Genomic DNA, 17043 nt, shown 5'->3' with positions numbered 1-17043 from the left:
TCGTGAAAAATATAAGGCCCCGCACGCTGCCGCGTGCGGGGCCTTATATGGATGCAGCCGAATCGTCAGCTCACACGCACCTGGCGCGCCACGATCTCGATATAGTGATCGAGATCCGGCGTCACCTTGCCCTCTTCCTTGGCCGTATCGTCCCAGCGGCGCAGGCGGAGCGCGTCTTCCGCGAACGGGCGCTGCAGGAACGCCGCCATCTCCGCTTCACTGAAGATGCCGCCCTGCAGCGCGAGGCTGCGCACCGAATCCGGCGACAGGCTCTCGAAGTAGCCGGCGTCCGTGCGGCACAGGCAACGCTTCGCGTCGACGTGCAGCCGGATCGGCTCCAGAACCGCGTCCGAAAACAGCGGCCGCAGGAACGGCAGCACGTAATACTGATGCAGATCGTCGATCCCCCGCGCGCTCGGCGTATCGCCCTGCCGATTCAGCAAATGGCCGAGGTCGTGCAGGAACGCCGCCGCGACCAGCGCCTCGTCGGCGCCCGCCTCCTCCGCCAGCAAGCCGCTCTGCAACGCATGCTCCAGCTGCGTGACCGGTTCGCCGCTGTACGCGACATGGCCGTGCTCGCGATACAGCCCGTCGATCTCTTCCACCGTCAATGCCATCCGCTCACTCCCAAGGCAGCGAAAACGTCTTCAGGTTCGTGAAGCTCTTCATCGCTTCCTGAACGCCTTCCTTATAGCCGAGCCCCGAATCCTTGATCCCGCCGAACGGCGACAGCTCGATCCGGTATCCGGGCACCTCCCAGACATTCACCGTCCCGACGTTCAGCTCGTTCACGAACCGCACGACCGCGGCCGTACTGTCCGTACAGATACCCGACGACAGCCCGAACGCGGTGCCGTTGCTGATCCGGATCGCGTCGTCGATCGTGTCGAACGCGATGACGGGCGAGACAGGGCCGAAGGTCTCCTCGCGCACGATCGTCATCGACGGATCGACGTTGTCGAGCACGGTCGGCGAATAGAGCGCACCGCGTCGCACGTTGCCGGTCAGCAGGCGCGCACCCTGCGCGACCGCCTCGTTCACGCGCGCCTCGAACAGCCGCGCCGCCACGTCGTCGATCACCGTGCCCATTTCGTTCGCGGGATCGAACGGATCGCCGTACTTCCAGGCGCGCGTCTTCTCGACGAGCAGCTCGGTGAACGCCGGCGCGATCGAGCGCTGTACCAGGATCCGTTTGACGGCCGTGCAGCGCTGCCCCGAATTCCGGTACGAACCGAGCACGGCCAGCGATGCCGCACGTTCCAGATCGGCATCGTCGAGGACGATCAGCGGATCGTTGCCGCCCAGCTCCAGCACGATGCGCCGGTAGCCCGCCCGCGCGGCGATCGCCTTGCCGATCGACACGCCGCCCGTAAAGGTGATCAGCGATGCATGCGGATGCGTGACGAGTTCGTCCGCGATTTCGCGCGGGTCGCCGGTCAGCACCTGCAGCATCGGTTCGGGCAACCCGGCCTCGTACAGCAGGTCCGCCAGATAGAACGCCGACAGCGGCACCTTCTCCGACGGCTTCACGATCACGCGGTTGTTGGTCGCGATCGCCGGCGCGATCTTGTGCGCGACCTGGTTCATCGGGTGATTGAACGGCGTGATCGCGACGATCACGCCGTCGAGCGGCTGGCGCTGCGAGAACACGCGGCGCGCCTTGCCGTGGAGCGTCAGGTCGCACGAGAAGCTCTGCGCGTCGTCGCGCAGCGCTTCGACCGACGCAAACTTCAGCACGTCGGCAACGCGACCGATCTCGTAGCGCGAATCCTGTTTCGACAATCCCGACTCGAGCGTGATCAGGTCGGACGCCTCCTCGGCACGCTCGCGCAGCAGCGCGGCCGCGCGCTCGAGAATCTGCGAACGCTCGTAGCGCGTGAGCGCGGGCCGGTACGCCATCGCGTAGTCGAACGCGGCGCGCACATCGTCGACGCTCGCCAGCGGCGCCGTACCGACGCGCGTGCCGGTGTACGGATCGGCGACGTCGAACACACGGTCGCGCGTCGCGCGCGTGCCGCACCAGCGCAGCGCCTCGGCGCGGAACGCGGGGTGATCCTGTCGGGGGTGAGCCATCATGTCGCGACCCGATTCAGCACGAAATCGAAAACGTCGAAGTTGCGCGGACGACGTGCAGGGTCGTCCCGCTCGATCCGACGGTTGAACAGCAACGGCACCTCCTGCTCGGACACGCCGCCGTGCGAACGCAGCGGCACGGTCAGGCCGGACAGGTCGTGTTCGCGCTCGCGCGTGCCGAGCGTCATGTCGCGCCGACCGATCACGACGAGATCCCCGATCCGGTCGGCCGGCAGCTCGAAGCGCGCGGCCGCTTCCGCGTTGTCGAGTACGAGCTCGACGCCGTCGAGTCCGCCGACGCGCCACATCGCTTCGATCCGGTCGACGCCGGGCGCCAGGTAGACGGTCGCGAACGAGCCGAGCGCGCCGTGGTGCACGACGTACGGATCGGTGATCGGCAAGATCACGCGTGCGGCCTGCGCACCGAACCAGCCGTCGAACGCATCCTGAAGATAGATCACGTTCGGGCGGCCCGTGGCGGGATCGTGCTTCGCGTTCATCCCGTGGTCGGCCGTGAGCCCGATCGCCCAGCCGAGCGCGTCGAGCTGCGCGAGATAGCCGTCCATCATTGCGTAGAACGCGTTCGCGCCGGCACTGCCCGGCTCGCACTTGTGCTGCACGTAGTCGGTGGTCGACAGGTACATCAGGTCGACCTGGCGCGTCTGCGCGAGCCGCACGCCGGCCGCAAGCACGAATTCGGACAATGCCGCGCTGTATACGTCGGGCGACGGCAGGCCGACCCAGTCGAGCACGTCGACGATCCCGTTTTCCGCGAGATTCGCCTGCGCGGCCTTCTCGGCAGAAAAACAGATGCCGTTCATCTGCCAGCCGAGCAGCCGGCGCAGCTTGTCCTTCGCCGTGACGACGGCCACCCGCGCGCCGGCGTCGGACGCCGCCGCGAGCAGCGTGCCGGCCCGCAGGTAGGCCGGGTCGTTCATCATCACTTCGGCGCCGCGACCGCCGTCGGCGGCCGGATCCCAGAAGTAGTTGCCGCAGATCCCGTGGACCGACGGCGGCACGCCGCAGACGATCGACAGGTTGTTCGGGTTGGTGAAGGTCGGCACGACGCAGTCGGCGCGCCACGCGGTGCCTTGCGCGATCATCCGGCCGATGAACGGCGCGACGCCCGCTTCCACCGCACGCTCGAGATAGTCGTACTCGCAGCCGTCGACGCAGATGACGACGGTCGGTTCGACCGGCAGCCGGTAGCGTCGGCCGTTGACGTCGACGGAACGTCCCGCGAGATCCGCCGAACCCTTGCCCGCGGCCGATTGCTCGCCGGGCTGCCGCAACGCGAACGCGGCGTTCATGATGCGGCCCGCTTGCCGCGCGGCACGCGCGCGGCGATCAGCAGCAGCGCCGCGAGCGACGCGCCGAGCATCAGCAGCGACAGCGCCGAGGCGGGCAGGTAATAGCCGCGCTCGACCTGGCCGATTACGACGATCGGCACGGTCGCGAAACCCGGCGGGTAGACGGTCAGCGTCGCGCCGAGTTCGCCGAGCGACAGCGCGAAGCCGAGCGCGAGGCTCGCACGCAGCGCCGGCACGAGCTGCGGCAGCAGCACGCGGCGCAGCACCATCGCGGGCGGCGCACCGAGGCTCGCCGCCGCTTCGCGCAGCACGGTCAGCTCCGGGCGCAGCGCGGCGGCCGCGCAGCGATAGCAGAACGGCAGGATCAGCGCGAGCTGCACGAACACGACGATCGCCGCCGAACTCGACAGGTCGACAGGCTTCTGGTGATACGCGATCAGCACCGCGAGCCCGAGCACGACGCTCGGCACGCCGTTCGGCACCATCACGAGCGCGTCGACGATAGCGCCGAGACCGCGCCGGTCGCGCCCTTCGAGCGCAAGTGCGAGCCACAGCCCGAGGATCGTGCCGATCGCCGACACGCCGAAGCCGATTTCGAGGCTCGTCAGCAGCGCGTCGTATTCCGGCGACCCGAGCCGCTCGAACCAGCGCAGGCTGTAGCCGGCCGGCAGGATCGTGCCCGACCACTGCGTCGACACGCTCGACAGCGCGACCACCACCACCGGCAGCACGAACAGCCAGAAGCAGGCGAACGCGGCCAGCGCGAGCGCCGCACGCGACGCATGCTTGAGCACCGTGTCGCCCCAGCCGATCTGATGGCGCGGCACGGCTTGCCCGATACGGAATTCAGCGGACATCGTTCCCTCCCGTCGCACGCCGGTTCACCCGGCGATAAACCGCATAAAGCGCCAGCGACAGCGCGAGCATCACGACCGCGCCGGCCGACGCGGTCGGCAGGTCGAGGTCGACGGTCGCGCTGCTGTAGATCGCGACCGGCAGCGTCACGAGCCGCGCGCTGCCGAGCACGAGCAGAATGCCGAACTCGTTCAGCGTCAGCAGGAAGCACAGCACCGTGCCGGCGGCGATGCCCGGCCACGCGATCGGCAGCACGACACGGCGCGCGAGCATCCAGCCGGACGCGCCGAGGCTGCGCGCCGCTTCGATCAGGCGCAGGTCGAGCGTCGCGAACGACGCGAGCGTCGGCCGCACGACGAACGGCGTATAGAACACGGTCTGCGCGAGGATCACGCCGCCGATGCCGAACAGGAAGTCGAGCGGCGGGTTCTCGAGATGGAACAGGTGCTGCAGCGCGATGCTGATCGAGCCTTGCGAGCCATACAGGAAGATCAGCGTGAACGCGACCAGGAACGACGGAAACGCGACGTACAGTTCCAGGAAGCGCGTGACGAGCGACGCGCCCGGGAACGGCCTGAAGAACAGCAGCGCGGCCAGCAGCACGCCGAGCACCGATGCGGTGCCGGCGCTCGCGAACAGCACGCCGAGCGTCGTCAGCAGCACGTTGCGCGTATCGGGGTTGCCGAAGAACGTCCGGTACGCGGCAAAGCTCAGCCCGTGATCGCCGGAGACGCTCAGCAGCACGAGCCGCACCAGCGGATAGACGACGAGCGGGCCGAGCACGACGATCGCGAGCGCGGCGAGGTGCAGGTCGCCCATGCGCTTGCGGCGCCGCGCGGCGGCGGCATGCGCGGCGGCCGACGCGAGCACGTGCGGCGGCAGGCCGGCTTCAGGGCTCGATAAGGACGACATCGTCTGCCTCGCAATGCAGGGACACGCGCGCACCGCGCTCGGGAGCCGCGCCGCGGCCGCGTTGCATCGTCACGCGCACGGGTTCGTCGGGCGCCGCGTCGATCATGACCGCGATCGACAGGTCCGCGCCCTGCCATTCGACCGACGACACCGTGCCGTGCAGGCCGCCCGCCGCGAGCGGCATCACGGTCAGGCGCTCGGGGCGCACGCACGCGACCTTGCCGCGCACGTCGTGACGCGGGTCGCCGAGCGGGAAGATCACGTGCGGCGGCAGCAGGTTGGCCGGGCCGAGATAGCGTGCGACGTAGCCGTCCCGCGGCGCGTCGTACAGCTGCTGCGGCGTGCCGAGTTGCGCGATGCGGCCGTCGCGCATCAGCAGCGCGCGGTCGGACAGCACGAGCGCGTCGTCGCGGTCGTGCGTCACGCAGACGACGGTCAGGTTCGGCAGGCGCTCGTGCAGCGCCTTCAGTTCGCTGCGCACCGATGCGCGCAGATTGGCGTCGAGCGCCGACAGCGGCTCGTCGAGCAGCAGCACGTCCGGCTCGATCACGAGCGCGCGCGCCAGCGCGACGCGCTGCTGCATCCCGCCGGACAGTTGCGCGGGCAGATGGTGGCCCGCGTCGCCGAGCTGCACGAGCTTCAGCGCGTCGGCGACGCGGCGCGTCACTTCCGGCGACGCCATGCCGCGTGCGCGTAGCCCGAACGCGACGTTCTCGAACACCGACAGGTGCGGGAACAGCGCGTAATTCTGGAACAGCAGACCGAGATTGCGCTTATGCGGCGGCGCATGGGTCAGGTCGCGTCCGGCCACGGTCAGCGTGCCGGTCAGGCCATCGGCCTTCACGAACCCGGCGATGAAGCGCAGCAGCGTGGTCTTGCCGCAGCCGCTCTTGCCGAGCACGGTCAGAAATTCACCGGCGCCGATCGACAGCGACAGATCTTCCAGCACCGTGCGTGCGCCGTAGCGCACGCTCAGGTGCTCGATCTGCACGCCGCCCGGCGCGCCGGACCGCAGCGTGGCGTGCGGTTCGGCGGCGCCGAATGCGCCGGGATGGGTCAGGGTGGTGTCCACCGGGTTCATCCTCTTGCTCACCAAGACAGGCGACGTGCGCCGATCACTTCGGCTTGACGACGTCGAGCTGCTTGCCCGAGCTGCCGATCACGTCCTTCTTCCAGCGCTCGATCCACACCGGCTTCTTCGCCATCACCTGGGTCCAGTCGACCGGGATCAGCTTCACGCCCGCGATCGCCTTCTTGACCGCTTCGCCGTTCTTGCCGGCCAGCGGCACGTCCGTGCGGCCCGGGATGCCGTACATGTCCGGCACCTTCGACTGCACGTCGGTCGACATCAGGTAGTCGATCAGCTTCTTGCCGGCGTCCTGGTTCGGGCCGCTCTTGATCAGGCCGATGCCGTACGGCAGCTGGAACGTGGTCGGCTGGTCGCCGTCCTTCGCGGACAGGAAGATCGGCTTGACGGACAGCGCGCCGTGCTCGGCGTCGTCGAGGTCCATCTGCAGGTCGCCGTTCGCGACGCTGATCTCGTTACGTGACAGCAGCACGTTCAGGTACCCGGTGCCCTTCGTGTGGAACTTCACGCTCTGCGACAGCTTCGCGAGGTAGTCGAACGCCTTGTCCTCGCCCATCAGCGACGTCGTCAGGATCAGCACGGCCATCCCGTCGCCGGCCGTGGCCGGGTTCGAGTACGCGACCTTGCCCGCGTAGGCCGGCGACAGCAGATCGGCGAACGTCTTCGGCTGGTTCTTCACGACGTCCGGGTTGATCGCGAACGAGAAGTAGTTGTTCACGAACGTCGCCCACGTGCCGTCTTCCGCCTTCGCGATCGCCGGCACGTTCTTGTAGTTCACGCTCTGGTACGGCTGCAGCAGGCCCATCTGGCCGGCTTGCTGGATGAACGGCGGCAGCGTGACGATCACGTCCGCCTTCGGCGAATTCTTTTCGATGTTCGCGCGGTTCACGACCTCGCCGCTGCCCGCCGTCACGATGTTGACCTTGACGCCTTCCTTCTTCTCGAACGCCGGCAGCACATCGCGATAGAGGTTCTCGAGACCGTCCGCCGTATACAGCACGACCGCGTTCGCCGCATGCACGGGCATCGCCACGCCTTGCAGCAGACCGGCGGCGCAGGCGGCCAGCGCGAGCTTGCGGAACGCGCCGGCAGCGGCGCGCGAGGAATTCTGCAGTGTCATCTCACTTCTCCGTAGGCGGAACACCAAACGGCCGGTGCACGATCCGGCTCCTGTCAGTCGGACAGACCGACAACCGGCCTGCCTCGCTGCCGCGCTGCAGGTGGTTTCGCGCGGCAACCGAAGGATCACAGCGTTCGATGACAACGCCGTGACGCGTGCCACAATTTCCAAAAAATGACACATTTTGCCAATATCATGCAAGTCATTCAGAAATGCCGCCCTGGCGTTTCGTCCGATCTTTGCTGGAGAAAAATCATGTCAGACCCGATTCTGCTCACGCCCGGCCCGCTTACCACGTCCGCCACAACACGCCACGCAATGCAACATGACTGGGGCTCGTGGGACGCTGCTTTCAATCAATTGACGGCCAGTGTCTGCGCGGATCTCGTCGCGATCGCACGCGGCGGCGACGCATACGTGTGCGTGCCGATGCAAGGCAGCGGCACGTTTTCGGTCGAAGCCGCGCTCGGCACGCTGGTGCCGCGCGACGGCGTCGTGCTGGTGCCGGACAACGGCGCGTATTGCGCGCGCATCCTGAAGATCCTCGGCCGGCTCGGCATCGAGGCGATCGCGTTGCCGTTCGGCGAGCACGCAGCGGTCGCCCCGGCGGCGGTCGAAGCCGCGTTCGCACGCGAGCCGCGCATCACGCACGTCGCGCTGGTGCACCTGGAAACGAGTGCCGGCATCCTGAATCCGCTCGACGCGATCGCGGCCGTGTGCCGGCGGTACAGCAAACGGCTGATCGTCGATGCGATGAGTTCGTTCGGCGCGCTGCCGATCACGCTGGCGGACAGCGGGATCGACGCGCTGATCTCGGCGAGCGGCAAATGCCTGGAAGGCGTGCCGGGAATGGGGTTCGCGATCGTGCGGCGCGCTGCGCTCGACGCGTGCGAAGGCAACTCGCGGTCGCTCGCGCTCGACCTCCACGATCAGTACGCGTACCTGTGCAAGACAGGCCAGTGGCGCTTCACGCCACCGACCCACGTGATCGCCGCGCTGCGCGCCGCGCTCGACCAGTACCTGGCCGAAGGCGGCCAGCCCGCGCGCGGTGCGCGCTATGCGGAAAACTGCCGGACGCTGGTCGAATCGATGCGCGCGCTCGGCTTCACGCCGTTCCTCGACGCCAGCGTGCAGGCGCCCGTGATCGTCACGTTCCATGCGCCCGACCATCCGGCCTACGATTTCCGCCGCTTCTACGACGCGGTGCGCGACGCGGGCTTCATCCTGTATCCGGGCAAGCTGACGCAACTCGAGACGTTCCGCGTCGGCTGCATCGGCGCGATCGATGCCGGCGACATCCGGCGGGCGGTCGCGGCGATCGCGCAGGCGGTCGAATCGCTCGGGATCGCCGTGCAGCGCGCGTGAGCGCCGGCACATGACCTGCCCCGCAAGCGGCGGCAGAAACAAAAAAGCCCGGCGACCCACAGGTCGCCGGGCGAACGCACCGAGAGTGCGTGGAGCCGGTACTTACAGTTCGATCCGCTTGATGTCGCCGACGACGAAGATGTACGACAGCGCACCGATCAACGCGATCACGCCGATGAACACCAGCGCGCCGACGAACGAGCCGGTCGACGCGACGATGAAGCCGACGACGAGCGGCGTGATGATGCCGGCCAGGTTCGCCGCGAAGTTGAAGATGCCGCCGGTCACGCCGAGCAGGCCGTCCGGCGCGATGTCGGACACGAGCGTCCAGCCGAGCGCGGCCATCCCCTGCGCGAAGAACGCGACCGACATGATCGCGATCACGGCTTCGTTGCTTTGCACGTAGTTCGCGAGAATGATCGTCGACGCGAGCAGCAAGCCGGCGATGATCGGCAGCTTGCGTGCGAGGTTCGCGGACTTGCCGCGGCGCAGCAGCCAGTCGGAGAAGATCCCGCCGAACATCACGCCGACCGACGCGGCGATGAACGGCATGATCGCGAAGAAGCCGATCTTCAGCCAGCCCATGTGGCGCTCGGTCGCGAGATAGGTCGGGAACCAGGTCAGGAAGAACACGAGCGTCGAGTTGCCGGCGAACTGGCCGAGGCAGATACCCGCGAGCTGGCGCTTCTTCAGCAGCCGGCCGGCCATCGCCCAGCTGAACTTGGCCTGAGCGGGCTTGCCGCCCTTGTCGCCGTCCTTGCGCGCGCCGTGCACGAGACCGCCGCCCGCTTCGATGTACGCGAGTTCTTCCGAATTCGCGGCCGGATGGTTGCGCGGCTCGTGATAGAACTTCCACCAGACCAGACCGAACACGATGCCGACCGCGCCGACGACCCAGAACAGCGAGCGCCAGCCGAACGCACCCATCAGCGCGAACAGCACGGGGCTGAAGAACGCGAGACCGATGTACTCGCCGACGGTGTAGGTGCCGGTCGCCATCGCGCGTTCGTTCTGCGGGAACCACGTCGCGACGACGCGGCTGTTGGTCGGGAAACACGGCGCTTCCGTCACGCCGAGGCCGAGCCGGCATGCGAACAGCGTCGCGACGCCGGGCACGAAGCCCTGCAGGAGCGTGCACAGCGACCACAGCGTCATCGACCAGTAATAGGTGATCTTGCTGCCGAAGCGGTCGAGGAACAGGCCGCCGGGCACCTGCATCGCGACGTACGTCCACGAGAACGCGGAGAACATGATGCCCATCACCGCCGCGTTGATGCCGAGCTCCTTGGTGAGCTGCGGCGCAGCCACCCCCAGCACGGTACGGTCGAGATAATTGATCATCGTGCCGATCGCGAGCAGCGCGAGGATCTTGTAGCGCGCCGAGGTCCGCCGGACCGTACCGGCCGCCGCGGGCGCGGCGTTCGTATGGGTGGTGTGCTGCATGGTTGTCTCCTGGTCTCTTTTTCAGCTAGTCGGTAGAAGGGTCAGCGTGCGACGAGCGACTGAAAGTGTTCGAACATCCGCTCGTCGTCCGGCGTACGTCCGGTGAAGATCTCGAACGCATCGACGGCCTGGTACACGGCCATCCCGCCGCCCGGCAGCGTCGCGCAACCGGCCGCGCGCGCGGCGCGGATCAGTTCGGTTTCGAGCGGGAAATACACGATGTCGGCGACCCACATGCCCGCGTGGAGCAGCTCGGCCGGCAGCGGCAGGCCCGGATGCTTGGCCATGCCGGTCGGCGTGCAATGGATCAGGCCGGTCGCGGCGTGCATCGCGGCCGCGAGATCGCTGCCCGGCGTGACCCGGGCGGCCGGGAAGCGCTGCTGCAGTTCGCCCGCGAGCGCGGTGGCGCGCGTGCCGTCGACGTCGAAGATCGTCAGTTCGACGGCACCCATCTGCAGCGCCGCATGCGCGACGGCCGCGCCCGCGCCGCCCGCGCCCAGCTGCACGACACGCTCTAGCGACGCGTCGGGCAGCCCGCGGCGGAACGACTTCGCGAAACCCGACCAGTCGGTGTTGTGGCCGATCCGCTTGCCGTCCTTGAACAGCACGGTGTTGACCGCGCCGAGTGCGCGCGCGTCGTCAGACAGTGCGTCGAGGTGCTCGATCACGCGCTGCTTGCACGGATGCGTGATGTTGAGCCCGTTGTAGCCCATCCGCTGCGCGGCATCGAGCAGTTCCGGCAGCGCGTCGGCGGTCACGCCGAGCACGTCCAGATCGATGCGCCGGTACACGTAGCCGAATCCCTGGCGGAAGCCTTCTTCCTCATGCATCGCGGGCGACAGCGAACCGCCGATGCCCTGGCCGATCAGGCCGATCAGAAAAGACGGGCGGCTCATCGTGCGGCTCCTTGGGCAAAAATGGTCGACAGGCGCTGCAGCGCGAATACGTAGCCTTCGGTGCCGCAGCCGCAGATCACGGCTTCGGCCACCGCCGACACATAAGAGTGGTGACGGAATGCCTCGCGGCGATGCACGTTGGAGATATGCACCTCGATCACGGGTTTCGCGATCGCGGACAGCGCGTCGGCCAGCGCGACCGACGTGTGCGTGTAGGCGGCCGGGTTGATCACGATGCCGTGCGTGTCGTGACGCGCGGCATGCAGCCAGTCGATCAACTGGTGCTCGGCGTTCGACTGGCGGAAGTCGATCTCCAGCCCGAGCCCGTCGGCCGCCGTGCGGCAACGCTGCTCGAGGTCGGCGAGGGTTTCCGCGCCGTAGATATGGGGCTCGCGGGTCCCCAGCAGATTCAGGTTCGGGCCGTTCAGCACCAGCACCTTGTGCTTGCTCATGATGTTTCTGCTCCTAAAACGGGGGCGAATCGCTAGCCGACTTCGCCCTCTGACGTCAAGATTTGGCGCTAGTGTGCGCTTGCGCAAGCGCAATGTCTTTTCGGGTTTTCGCTAATTTGTACCATCTAGTTAGTTTGTATAATTGACCTCACTCCCCTAGTAAATTCGGGATATGGCGCTCGCCGGTAATTCAACGACTGGTTCATTCCGGCCCGATCCGGCCGACGCCACGCCCCGCTCATCCGCAGGATTCGCCCATGCAGCGCTCGATCGCCACCGTGTCACTGTCCGGCACGCTCGCCGAGAAGCTCGCCGCCATCCAGGCCGCCGGCTTCGACGGTGTCGAAATCTTCGAGAACGACCTCGTCTACTTCGACGGATCGCCCGCCGACGTGCGGCGCATGGCCGCCGATCTCGGCCTCGACATCGTGCTGTTCCAGCCGTTTCGCGACTTCGAGGGCGTGAGCCCGGCCCAGCTCGCCCGCAATCTCGACCGCATCCGCCGCAAGTTCGACGTGATGCACGCGCTCGGCACCGACCGCATCCTGGTGTGCAGCAGCGTGTCGCCCGACACGATCGCGGACGACGCGCTGCTGGTCGACCAGCTCGGCGCGCTCGCCGAAGCCGCGCGGCAGGCGGGCGTGGTCGCCGCGTACGAGGCGCTCGCGTGGGGCCGCGTCGTGAACCGGTACGGCCATGCGTGGCAGCTCGTGAACGCGGTGAACAGCCCGCACCTCGGCCTCGCGCTCGACAGCTTCCATACGCTGTCGCTCGACGATTCGCCGGACGCGATCGCCGACATCCCGGGCGACCGGATCGCGTTCGTGCAGATCGCCGATGCGCCGAAGCTCGCGATGGACGTGCTCGAATGGAGCCGCCACTACCGCTCGTTCCCCGGCCAGGGCGACTTCGACCTCGCGCGCTTCACCGCCCGCGTGATCGAGTCCGGTTACAAGGGGCCGCTGTCGCTCGAGATCTTCAACGACGGCTTCCGCGCCGCGCCGACCGCGATCACGGCCGCCGACGGCCACCGCTCGCTGCTCTATCTGGAAGAACTGACGCGCGCGCGACTCGCGCAGGACGGCCGCGCGCCGGCCGCCGACCAGCCGCTGTTCGCGCCGCCGGCTCCGCCCTCGCACGTCGGGTTCCAGTTCATCGAATTCGCGGTCGACGCGCAGGCGGCTGCTACCGTCGGCGAATGGCTCGGCCGGATGCGGTTCCGGCTCGCAGGCCACCATCGGTCGAAGGACGTGACGCTGTTCCAGCACGGTGCCGCGTCGATCGTGCTGAACGCCGAGCGCGACTCGTTCGCCGACGCGTTCTTCCAGCAGCACGGGTTGTCGCTGTGTGCGTCGGCGTTCCGCGTCGACGATGCGAAAGTGGCATTCGAGCGCGCGGCCGGCTTCGGCTACGCACCGTTTTCCGGGCGCGTCGGCCCGAACGAGCGCGTGCTGCCGGGCGTGCAGGCGCCGGACGGCAGCCTCGAATACTTCGTCGACGAGACGCCGAACGCGCCGACGCTGTATGAATCGGATTTCGTGCTGACCGACATCGACGGACCGAGTGAGGTCGGCCCGCTGACGGGTATCGACCACGTCTGCCTCGCGCTGCCGGCCGACGCGCTCGACACGTGGATCCTGTTCTTCAAGACCGCCTTCGGCTTCGAGGCCGAGCGCAGCTGGCTCGTGCCCGATCCGTACGGCCTGATGCGCAGCCGCGCAGTGCGCAGCACGGACGGTTCGGTGCGGATCGCGCTGAATGCGTCGGTCGACCGTCATACGGCCGTCGCCGAATCGCTCGACCGCTATCACGGCACGGGGCTGAACCACGTCGCGTTCCGGACCGACGACATCGTGAAGACGGTCGCCGCGTTCGCGGCCGACGGCGTGCCGTTCCTGCGGATCCCGCCGAACTACTACGACGATCTGGCCGCGCGCTACGCGTTGCCGGACGAGCTGATCGACACGTTGAGCGCCCACCACCTGCTGTACGACCGCGACGAAAACGGCGGTGAATTCCTGCACGCGTATACGGAGCTGGTCGACAACCGCTTCTCGCTCGAAATCGTCGAGCGGCGCGGCGGCTACGACGGCTACGGCGCGGCCAACGCGGCCGTGCGGCTCGCCGCGCAGGCCCAGCGCAGGAAATAAGGGAGCGAGGGAATTTCGTTCAGGGGTCGAATCGAATGAGCAAAACACGCCGACCCCGCGACGTGCGCCGCGCGGGCGCACCATCGTGGTGAATCCTGCTGCTGCGCCCCGCCAGGCAAGGCCGGCCGCGGGTGGCCGGAAACGGCCGCCCGGCGGGCGTTACATCCGGTAACGCTCACCGCACCGCAGCATCCGCGCGGCCGCGGCAGTTTTAAGAATCGCTTAAGTCTCCGACGGCACCATCCGCAACCAGTACCCGATGGAAATCCCGAAAAGGAGGACAGCGATGAGCGCCGTAGATGCACCCACGGGCCGCCCGGCCGCCCCCCCAGTGAAAAAGACGATGCTGCGCCGTTTGCTCAGCCATCATGAAATCGCGACGTTGCTCGTGCTGCTGCACGCACCGATCGGCGCGAACGCCAAACCCGAATTGCCGGCGCTGCAGGAAGCCGGCCTGGTCGAGATGATCAAGCTCGACGCCGACACGGCGCCGAGCTTCCGGCTGACCGAAGACGGCACGGCCATCCTGAAAGGGCTCGGCTACCGCTGAGCCGCCGCACGCCGCATCCCGTCTCGCCCCTTCAGATCCGCCGGCCCGGCCGGCGCGTCACTTCACCCTGCCCGGTCCTGCAGCATCAGCCGGTATTCCGTCGGCGTCACGCCGACCGTCGCCTTGAACTGGCGCGTGAACGCGCTGTGATCCGTATACCCGCATAGCGCCGCGACGTCGGTCACCTTGTCGTGCGTGACCAGCAGCGCCGTGGCCGCATCGAGCCGCGTCTTCAGCAGCACCTGGCGCGGCGTCAGGTGAAACACCTTGTGGAAGTAGCGCTCCAGCTGCGCGACCGACATCCCCGCCATCTGCGCGAGCTGCTTCAGGTTCAGCGGCTGCACGTAGTGATCCTGGATGTGCTGCACCACGTCGGCGAGCTTGCTGTAGGCCGGATGCGAGCCCTCGTGCGCCTTCAGGTCGCGCGAGATGCCCGCGAGGCCGACCACCTTGCCGGCCGCGTCGCGCAGCGGCTCCTTGCAGGTCAGGCACCAGCCCGGCTGGCGGCCCGGATACAGATGCAGCTCGAGCTGGTCCATCAGCTGCTGGCCCGCGGTGATCGTCGCCATGTCCTGCTCGAAATAGGTCTTGCCGAAGCGGCGCGGAAACACTTCGTCGGTCGTCTTGCCGAGCAGGTCGCGCTTGTCCTTGTAGCCGCAGCGCATCGCCAGCGTGCGGTTGACGAGCGCGTAGCGGCCGTTCGCGTCCTTCACGAAGAACGCGACGTCGGGCAGCGCGTCGAACACCGGCTCGAGCAGGCGGAAGTGCGCGAGCATCGCGCCGAGATCGGCGTTGTCGGGCTGGTAGCGCAACGTATCGGACAGGCTCATGGGCGGTGCGGCAAGGAAGGTCGTCATCCCGGCATCTGCGAAGGGGGTGGCTGATGGCGTCGATTATAGGAGCGCCGTCTCGAACGCGTCGCGGCGATCGCGGGTCAGCGATCGGGCGGCCCGGCGAATGGTGGCAAGCGCAACGCACCGCCGATCGGCACTGATCGGGCGACCGCGTGGGCCGGCAAGCACGTCATGCACCGTGCGGTTGTGCGCGCAACCACTGCGCCGCACGCATGTCCGGCGGGCACGATTTCGCATCGGCACGTTGCCTGGCGTCGCGCACGGCCGGCGCCGCCGACGCTATCGGCTCACCCCGCTGGCGCCGGGACTACGCGCGCCCGAACCCGCCATCCTAAAAATGCCGGCGTGTCGCGTCTTGGCGCGTTTGCGCACTCTGCATGACGATTTCAGCATATATCAGGGTTATCGACGATATGCCGAAATCGTCGCCGGCTGCGCTCCGAACGCGCAAGACGCGCGCATTTTCGCTACCTAGACTTCAATCAACGGTTACGAGACGACATCCCGCCGCCGCCGCGCACGCCGATTCCGGCACAACCCGCGCAGCGCATGGCACACCCCGCACGGCTTTCGGAAAGGCCTGCAACCCGATACGTCTCGCCCGGTTTACCGCGCCGGCCGGCTGGCCGGCGGCGGCCCAACCATGCCATCAAGGGGAAGTGAAAGTGAAGCTGAAGGTATCGCACGTCGCGCTGGCTGCTGCCTGCGCACTGTCGGGCGCACACGCCATCGCCGCCGACGTCGTCAAGATCGGTTTCGCCGCACCGCTGACGGGGCCGCAGTCGAACTACGGCGCGGACATGCAGAAGGGCGTGCAGCTCGCGATCGCCGATTTCAACGCGACGAATCCGACGATCGGCGGCAAGCCGGTCACGTTCCAGCTCGACTCGCAGGACGACCAGGCCGACCCGCGCACCGGCACGACGGTCGCGCAGCGGCTGATCGACGACAACGTCCGCGGGGTCATCGGCCACTTCAACTCGGGCACGAGCATTCCGGCGTCCGACCTGTACGATCGCGCGGGGCTGCCGCAGATCTCGATGGCGACGTCGCCGCAATACACGGCGCGCGGCTACAAGACGACCTACCGGCTGCTGACGAGCGACGCGCAGGCCGGCCGCATCGTCGGCATGTATGCGGTGAAGACGCTGCACTTCAAGCGCATCGCGATCATCGACGACCGCACGGCCTACGGCCAGGGCATCGCCGACGAATTCGCGAAGGCCGTGCAGGCCGCGGGCGGCACGATCATCAAGCGCGACTTCACGAACGACAAGGCGCTCGACTTCTCCGCGATCCTGACCAACCTGAAGGGCGTCAACCCGGACGCGATCTTCTACGGCGGCGGCGATGCGCAGTCGTCGCCGATGATCCGCAAGATGCGCCAGCTCGGGATGAAGTCCGCCTTCGTGACCGGCGAGATGTCGCGCTCGCCGACGTTCCTGAAGGTCGGCGGCGATGCGGCCGAAGGCGCGATCGTCTACATGGGCGGGCTGCCGAAGGAAAAGATGCCGGGCTTCGCCGGCTACGCATCGCGCTACAAGGCACGCTTCAATGAAGACGTGATCACCTATTCGCCCTACTCTTACGACGGCACGATCGCGCTGCTCACCGCGATGAAGGACGCGAACTCGACCGACCCGAAGGTCTATACGCCCTATCTCGGCAAGGTGTCGATCAAGGGCGTGTCGGCCCCGAGCATCGCGTACGACGCGAAGGGTGACCTGAAGGATGCGCCGGTGACGATCTACAAGGTCGAGCACGGCGCGTTCAAGCCGGTCGACACGATCGCCGGCAACTGATCGCGCAGGCCCTGTCACGCGCGGCGCGGCAAGCGGTTCTCCCGCCTGCCGCGCCGCGTTCGTTTCGGGCTCGACGAAGTTCGAAGCATGCCTCGGCGCGGCCCCGCGCGCGCGCATTTCGCGCTCCTGTAGAATCCCCCCACCCGCTTTGACGCTTCGTCTGCGTCGTGCCCC

15 protein-coding genes are annotated in these 17043 nt (G+C 67.7%); 4 read left to right on the top strand and 11 right to left on the bottom strand.

Annotated elements, in window-relative coordinates:
- Positions 1-65: 65 nt before the first annotated feature.
- From U4Y91_RS17770 to phnS, 7 genes are read right to left on the bottom strand one after another with little or no spacing between them, the layout of a single operon-like run.
- Positions 66-617, bottom strand: a complete 552-nt coding sequence (locus tag U4Y91_RS17770; protein WP_321806130.1) for a phosphonate degradation HD-domain oxygenase — start codon at positions 615-617, stop codon at positions 66-68.
- A gap of 4 nt (positions 618-621) precedes the next feature.
- Positions 622-2076, bottom strand: coding sequence for a phosphonoacetaldehyde dehydrogenase (phnY, locus tag U4Y91_RS17765; RefSeq protein WP_321806129.1), 1455 nt, complete (start codon positions 2074-2076; stop codon positions 622-624).
- Positions 2073-3383, bottom strand: coding sequence for a phosphonoacetate hydrolase (gene phnA / locus U4Y91_RS17760; protein ID WP_321806128.1), 1311 nt, complete (start codon positions 3381-3383; stop codon positions 2073-2075). Before phnA ends, phnY begins: the two co-directional genes overlap by 4 nt.
- The gene (gene phnV / locus U4Y91_RS17755) at positions 3380-4240 is read right to left on the bottom strand and encodes a 2-aminoethylphosphonate ABC transport system, membrane component PhnV (RefSeq protein ID WP_321806127.1); all 861 of its coding nucleotides are present in this window, start codon (positions 4238-4240) and stop codon (positions 3380-3382) included. The genes phnA and phnV overlap by 4 nt, the downstream gene beginning before the upstream one ends.
- Positions 4230-5150: a 2-aminoethylphosphonate ABC transporter permease subunit gene (gene phnU, locus U4Y91_RS17750; protein ID WP_321806126.1), complete on the bottom strand. Its 921-nt coding sequence runs from the start codon at positions 5148-5150 to the stop codon at positions 4230-4232. The genes phnV and phnU overlap by 11 nt, the downstream gene beginning before the upstream one ends.
- Complete coding sequence (gene phnT / locus U4Y91_RS17745) at positions 5128-6231, bottom strand: 2-aminoethylphosphonate ABC transport system ATP-binding subunit PhnT (RefSeq protein ID WP_321806125.1); 1104 nt, start codon at positions 6229-6231, stop codon at positions 5128-5130. The genes phnU and phnT overlap by 23 nt, the downstream gene beginning before the upstream one ends.
- Before the next feature lie 34 nt (positions 6232-6265).
- Positions 6266-7357: a 2-aminoethylphosphonate ABC transporter substrate-binding protein gene (phnS, locus tag U4Y91_RS17740; RefSeq protein WP_321806124.1), complete on the bottom strand. Its 1092-nt coding sequence runs from the start codon at positions 7355-7357 to the stop codon at positions 6266-6268.
- 255 nt (positions 7358-7612) lie between these two features.
- On the opposite strand from phnS, the gene U4Y91_RS17735 reads away from it, so the two are divergent.
- Positions 7613-8722: a 2-aminoethylphosphonate--pyruvate transaminase gene (locus tag U4Y91_RS17735; protein ID WP_321806123.1), complete on the top strand. Its 1110-nt coding sequence runs from the start codon at positions 7613-7615 to the stop codon at positions 8720-8722.
- Positions 8723-8824: 102 nt separating this feature from the next.
- On the opposite strand, the gene U4Y91_RS17730 is transcribed toward U4Y91_RS17735, so the two are convergent.
- The 3 genes from U4Y91_RS17730 to aroQ are packed head-to-tail and all read right to left on the bottom strand — an operon-like array spanning position 8825 to position 11513.
- Positions 8825-10165 carry an MFS transporter gene (locus U4Y91_RS17730; RefSeq protein ID WP_321806122.1) on the bottom strand — a complete coding sequence of 447 codons (1341 nt, stop codon included), beginning with the start codon at positions 10163-10165 and terminating at the stop codon, positions 8825-8827.
- Positions 10166-10206: 41 nt separating this feature from the next.
- Positions 10207-11061, bottom strand: a complete 855-nt coding sequence (locus tag U4Y91_RS17725; RefSeq protein ID WP_321806121.1) for a shikimate dehydrogenase — start codon at positions 11059-11061, stop codon at positions 10207-10209.
- Positions 11058-11513, bottom strand: a complete 456-nt coding sequence (gene aroQ / locus U4Y91_RS17720; RefSeq protein WP_044845730.1) for a type II 3-dehydroquinate dehydratase — start codon at positions 11511-11513, stop codon at positions 11058-11060. The genes U4Y91_RS17725 and aroQ overlap by 4 nt, the downstream gene beginning before the upstream one ends.
- 257 nt (positions 11514-11770) lie before the next feature.
- Here aroQ and U4Y91_RS17715 point away from each other — a divergent pair, with 257 nt between their 5' ends.
- Entirely contained in the window at positions 11771-13663 is a 1893-nt protein-coding gene (locus U4Y91_RS17715; RefSeq protein ID WP_321806120.1) for a bifunctional sugar phosphate isomerase/epimerase/4-hydroxyphenylpyruvate dioxygenase family protein, read from the top strand.
- Between the two features lie 286 nt (positions 13664-13949).
- A complete protein-coding gene (locus U4Y91_RS17710) occupies positions 13950-14213 on the top strand; it encodes a hypothetical protein (protein WP_321806139.1) in 264 nt (87 codons plus the stop codon).
- 62 nt (positions 14214-14275) lie between these two features.
- Here the strand turns inward: U4Y91_RS17710 and U4Y91_RS17705 are convergent, their stop codons facing one another.
- Positions 14276-15070 (bottom strand): AraC family transcriptional regulator, encoded by a 795-nt coding sequence (locus U4Y91_RS17705; protein ID WP_321797673.1) that lies wholly within the window; start codon positions 15068-15070, stop codon positions 14276-14278.
- 662 nt (positions 15071-15732) lie between these two features.
- On the opposite strand from U4Y91_RS17705, the gene U4Y91_RS17700 reads away from it, so the two are divergent.
- On the top strand, positions 15733-16869 hold the full coding sequence (locus U4Y91_RS17700; protein ID WP_321806119.1) for a branched-chain amino acid ABC transporter substrate-binding protein: 1137 nt from the start codon (positions 15733-15735) through the stop codon (positions 16867-16869).
- The last annotated feature ends 174 nt before the right edge of the window (positions 16870-17043 follow it).

Origin of the sequence: Burkholderia sp. BCC1993, from assembly GCF_905339865.1 — a bacterium.
Taxonomy (GTDB): Bacteria; Pseudomonadota; Gammaproteobacteria; order Burkholderiales; family Burkholderiaceae; genus Burkholderia.
This window is presented reverse-complemented; position numbering and strand designations above follow the sequence as displayed.

What these genes read in the sequence shown, in the direction of transcription:
- U4Y91_RS17770 (WP_321806130.1), bottom strand. Translation starts at nt 617, where the DNA reads ATGGCATTGACGGTGGAAGAGATCGACGGGCTGTATCGCGAGCACGGC.
- phnY (WP_321806129.1), bottom strand. Translation starts at nt 2,076, where the DNA reads ATGATGGCTCACCCCCGACAGGATCACCCCGCGTTCCGCGCCGAGGCG.
- phnA (WP_321806128.1), bottom strand. Translation starts at nt 3,383, where the DNA reads ATGAACGCCGCGTTCGCGTTGCGGCAGCCCGGCGAGCAATCGGCCGCG.
- phnV (WP_321806127.1), bottom strand. Translation starts at nt 4,240, where the DNA reads ATGTCCGCTGAATTCCGTATCGGGCAAGCCGTGCCGCGCCATCAGATC.
- phnU (WP_321806126.1), bottom strand. Translation starts at nt 5,150, where the DNA reads ATGTCGTCCTTATCGAGCCCTGAAGCCGGCCTGCCGCCGCACGTGCTC.
- phnT (WP_321806125.1), bottom strand. Translation starts at nt 6,231, where the DNA reads ATGAACCCGGTGGACACCACCCTGACCCATCCCGGCGCATTCGGCGCC.
- phnS (WP_321806124.1), bottom strand. Translation starts at nt 7,357, where the DNA reads ATGACACTGCAGAATTCCTCGCGCGCCGCTGCCGGCGCGTTCCGCAAG.
- U4Y91_RS17735 (WP_321806123.1), top strand. Translation starts at nt 7,613, where the DNA reads ATGTCAGACCCGATTCTGCTCACGCCCGGCCCGCTTACCACGTCCGCC.
- U4Y91_RS17730 (WP_321806122.1), bottom strand. Translation starts at nt 10,165, where the DNA reads ATGCAGCACACCACCCATACGAACGCCGCGCCCGCGGCGGCCGGTACG.
- U4Y91_RS17725 (WP_321806121.1), bottom strand. Translation starts at nt 11,061, where the DNA reads ATGAGCCGCCCGTCTTTTCTGATCGGCCTGATCGGCCAGGGCATCGGC.
- aroQ (WP_044845730.1), bottom strand. Translation starts at nt 11,513, where the DNA reads ATGAGCAAGCACAAGGTGCTGGTGCTGAACGGCCCGAACCTGAATCTG.
- U4Y91_RS17715 (WP_321806120.1), top strand. Translation starts at nt 11,771, where the DNA reads ATGCAGCGCTCGATCGCCACCGTGTCACTGTCCGGCACGCTCGCCGAG.
- U4Y91_RS17710 (WP_321806139.1), top strand. Translation starts at nt 13,950, where the DNA reads ATGAGCGCCGTAGATGCACCCACGGGCCGCCCGGCCGCCCCCCCAGTG.
- U4Y91_RS17705 (WP_321797673.1), bottom strand. Translation starts at nt 15,070, where the DNA reads ATGACGACCTTCCTTGCCGCACCGCCCATGAGCCTGTCCGATACGTTG.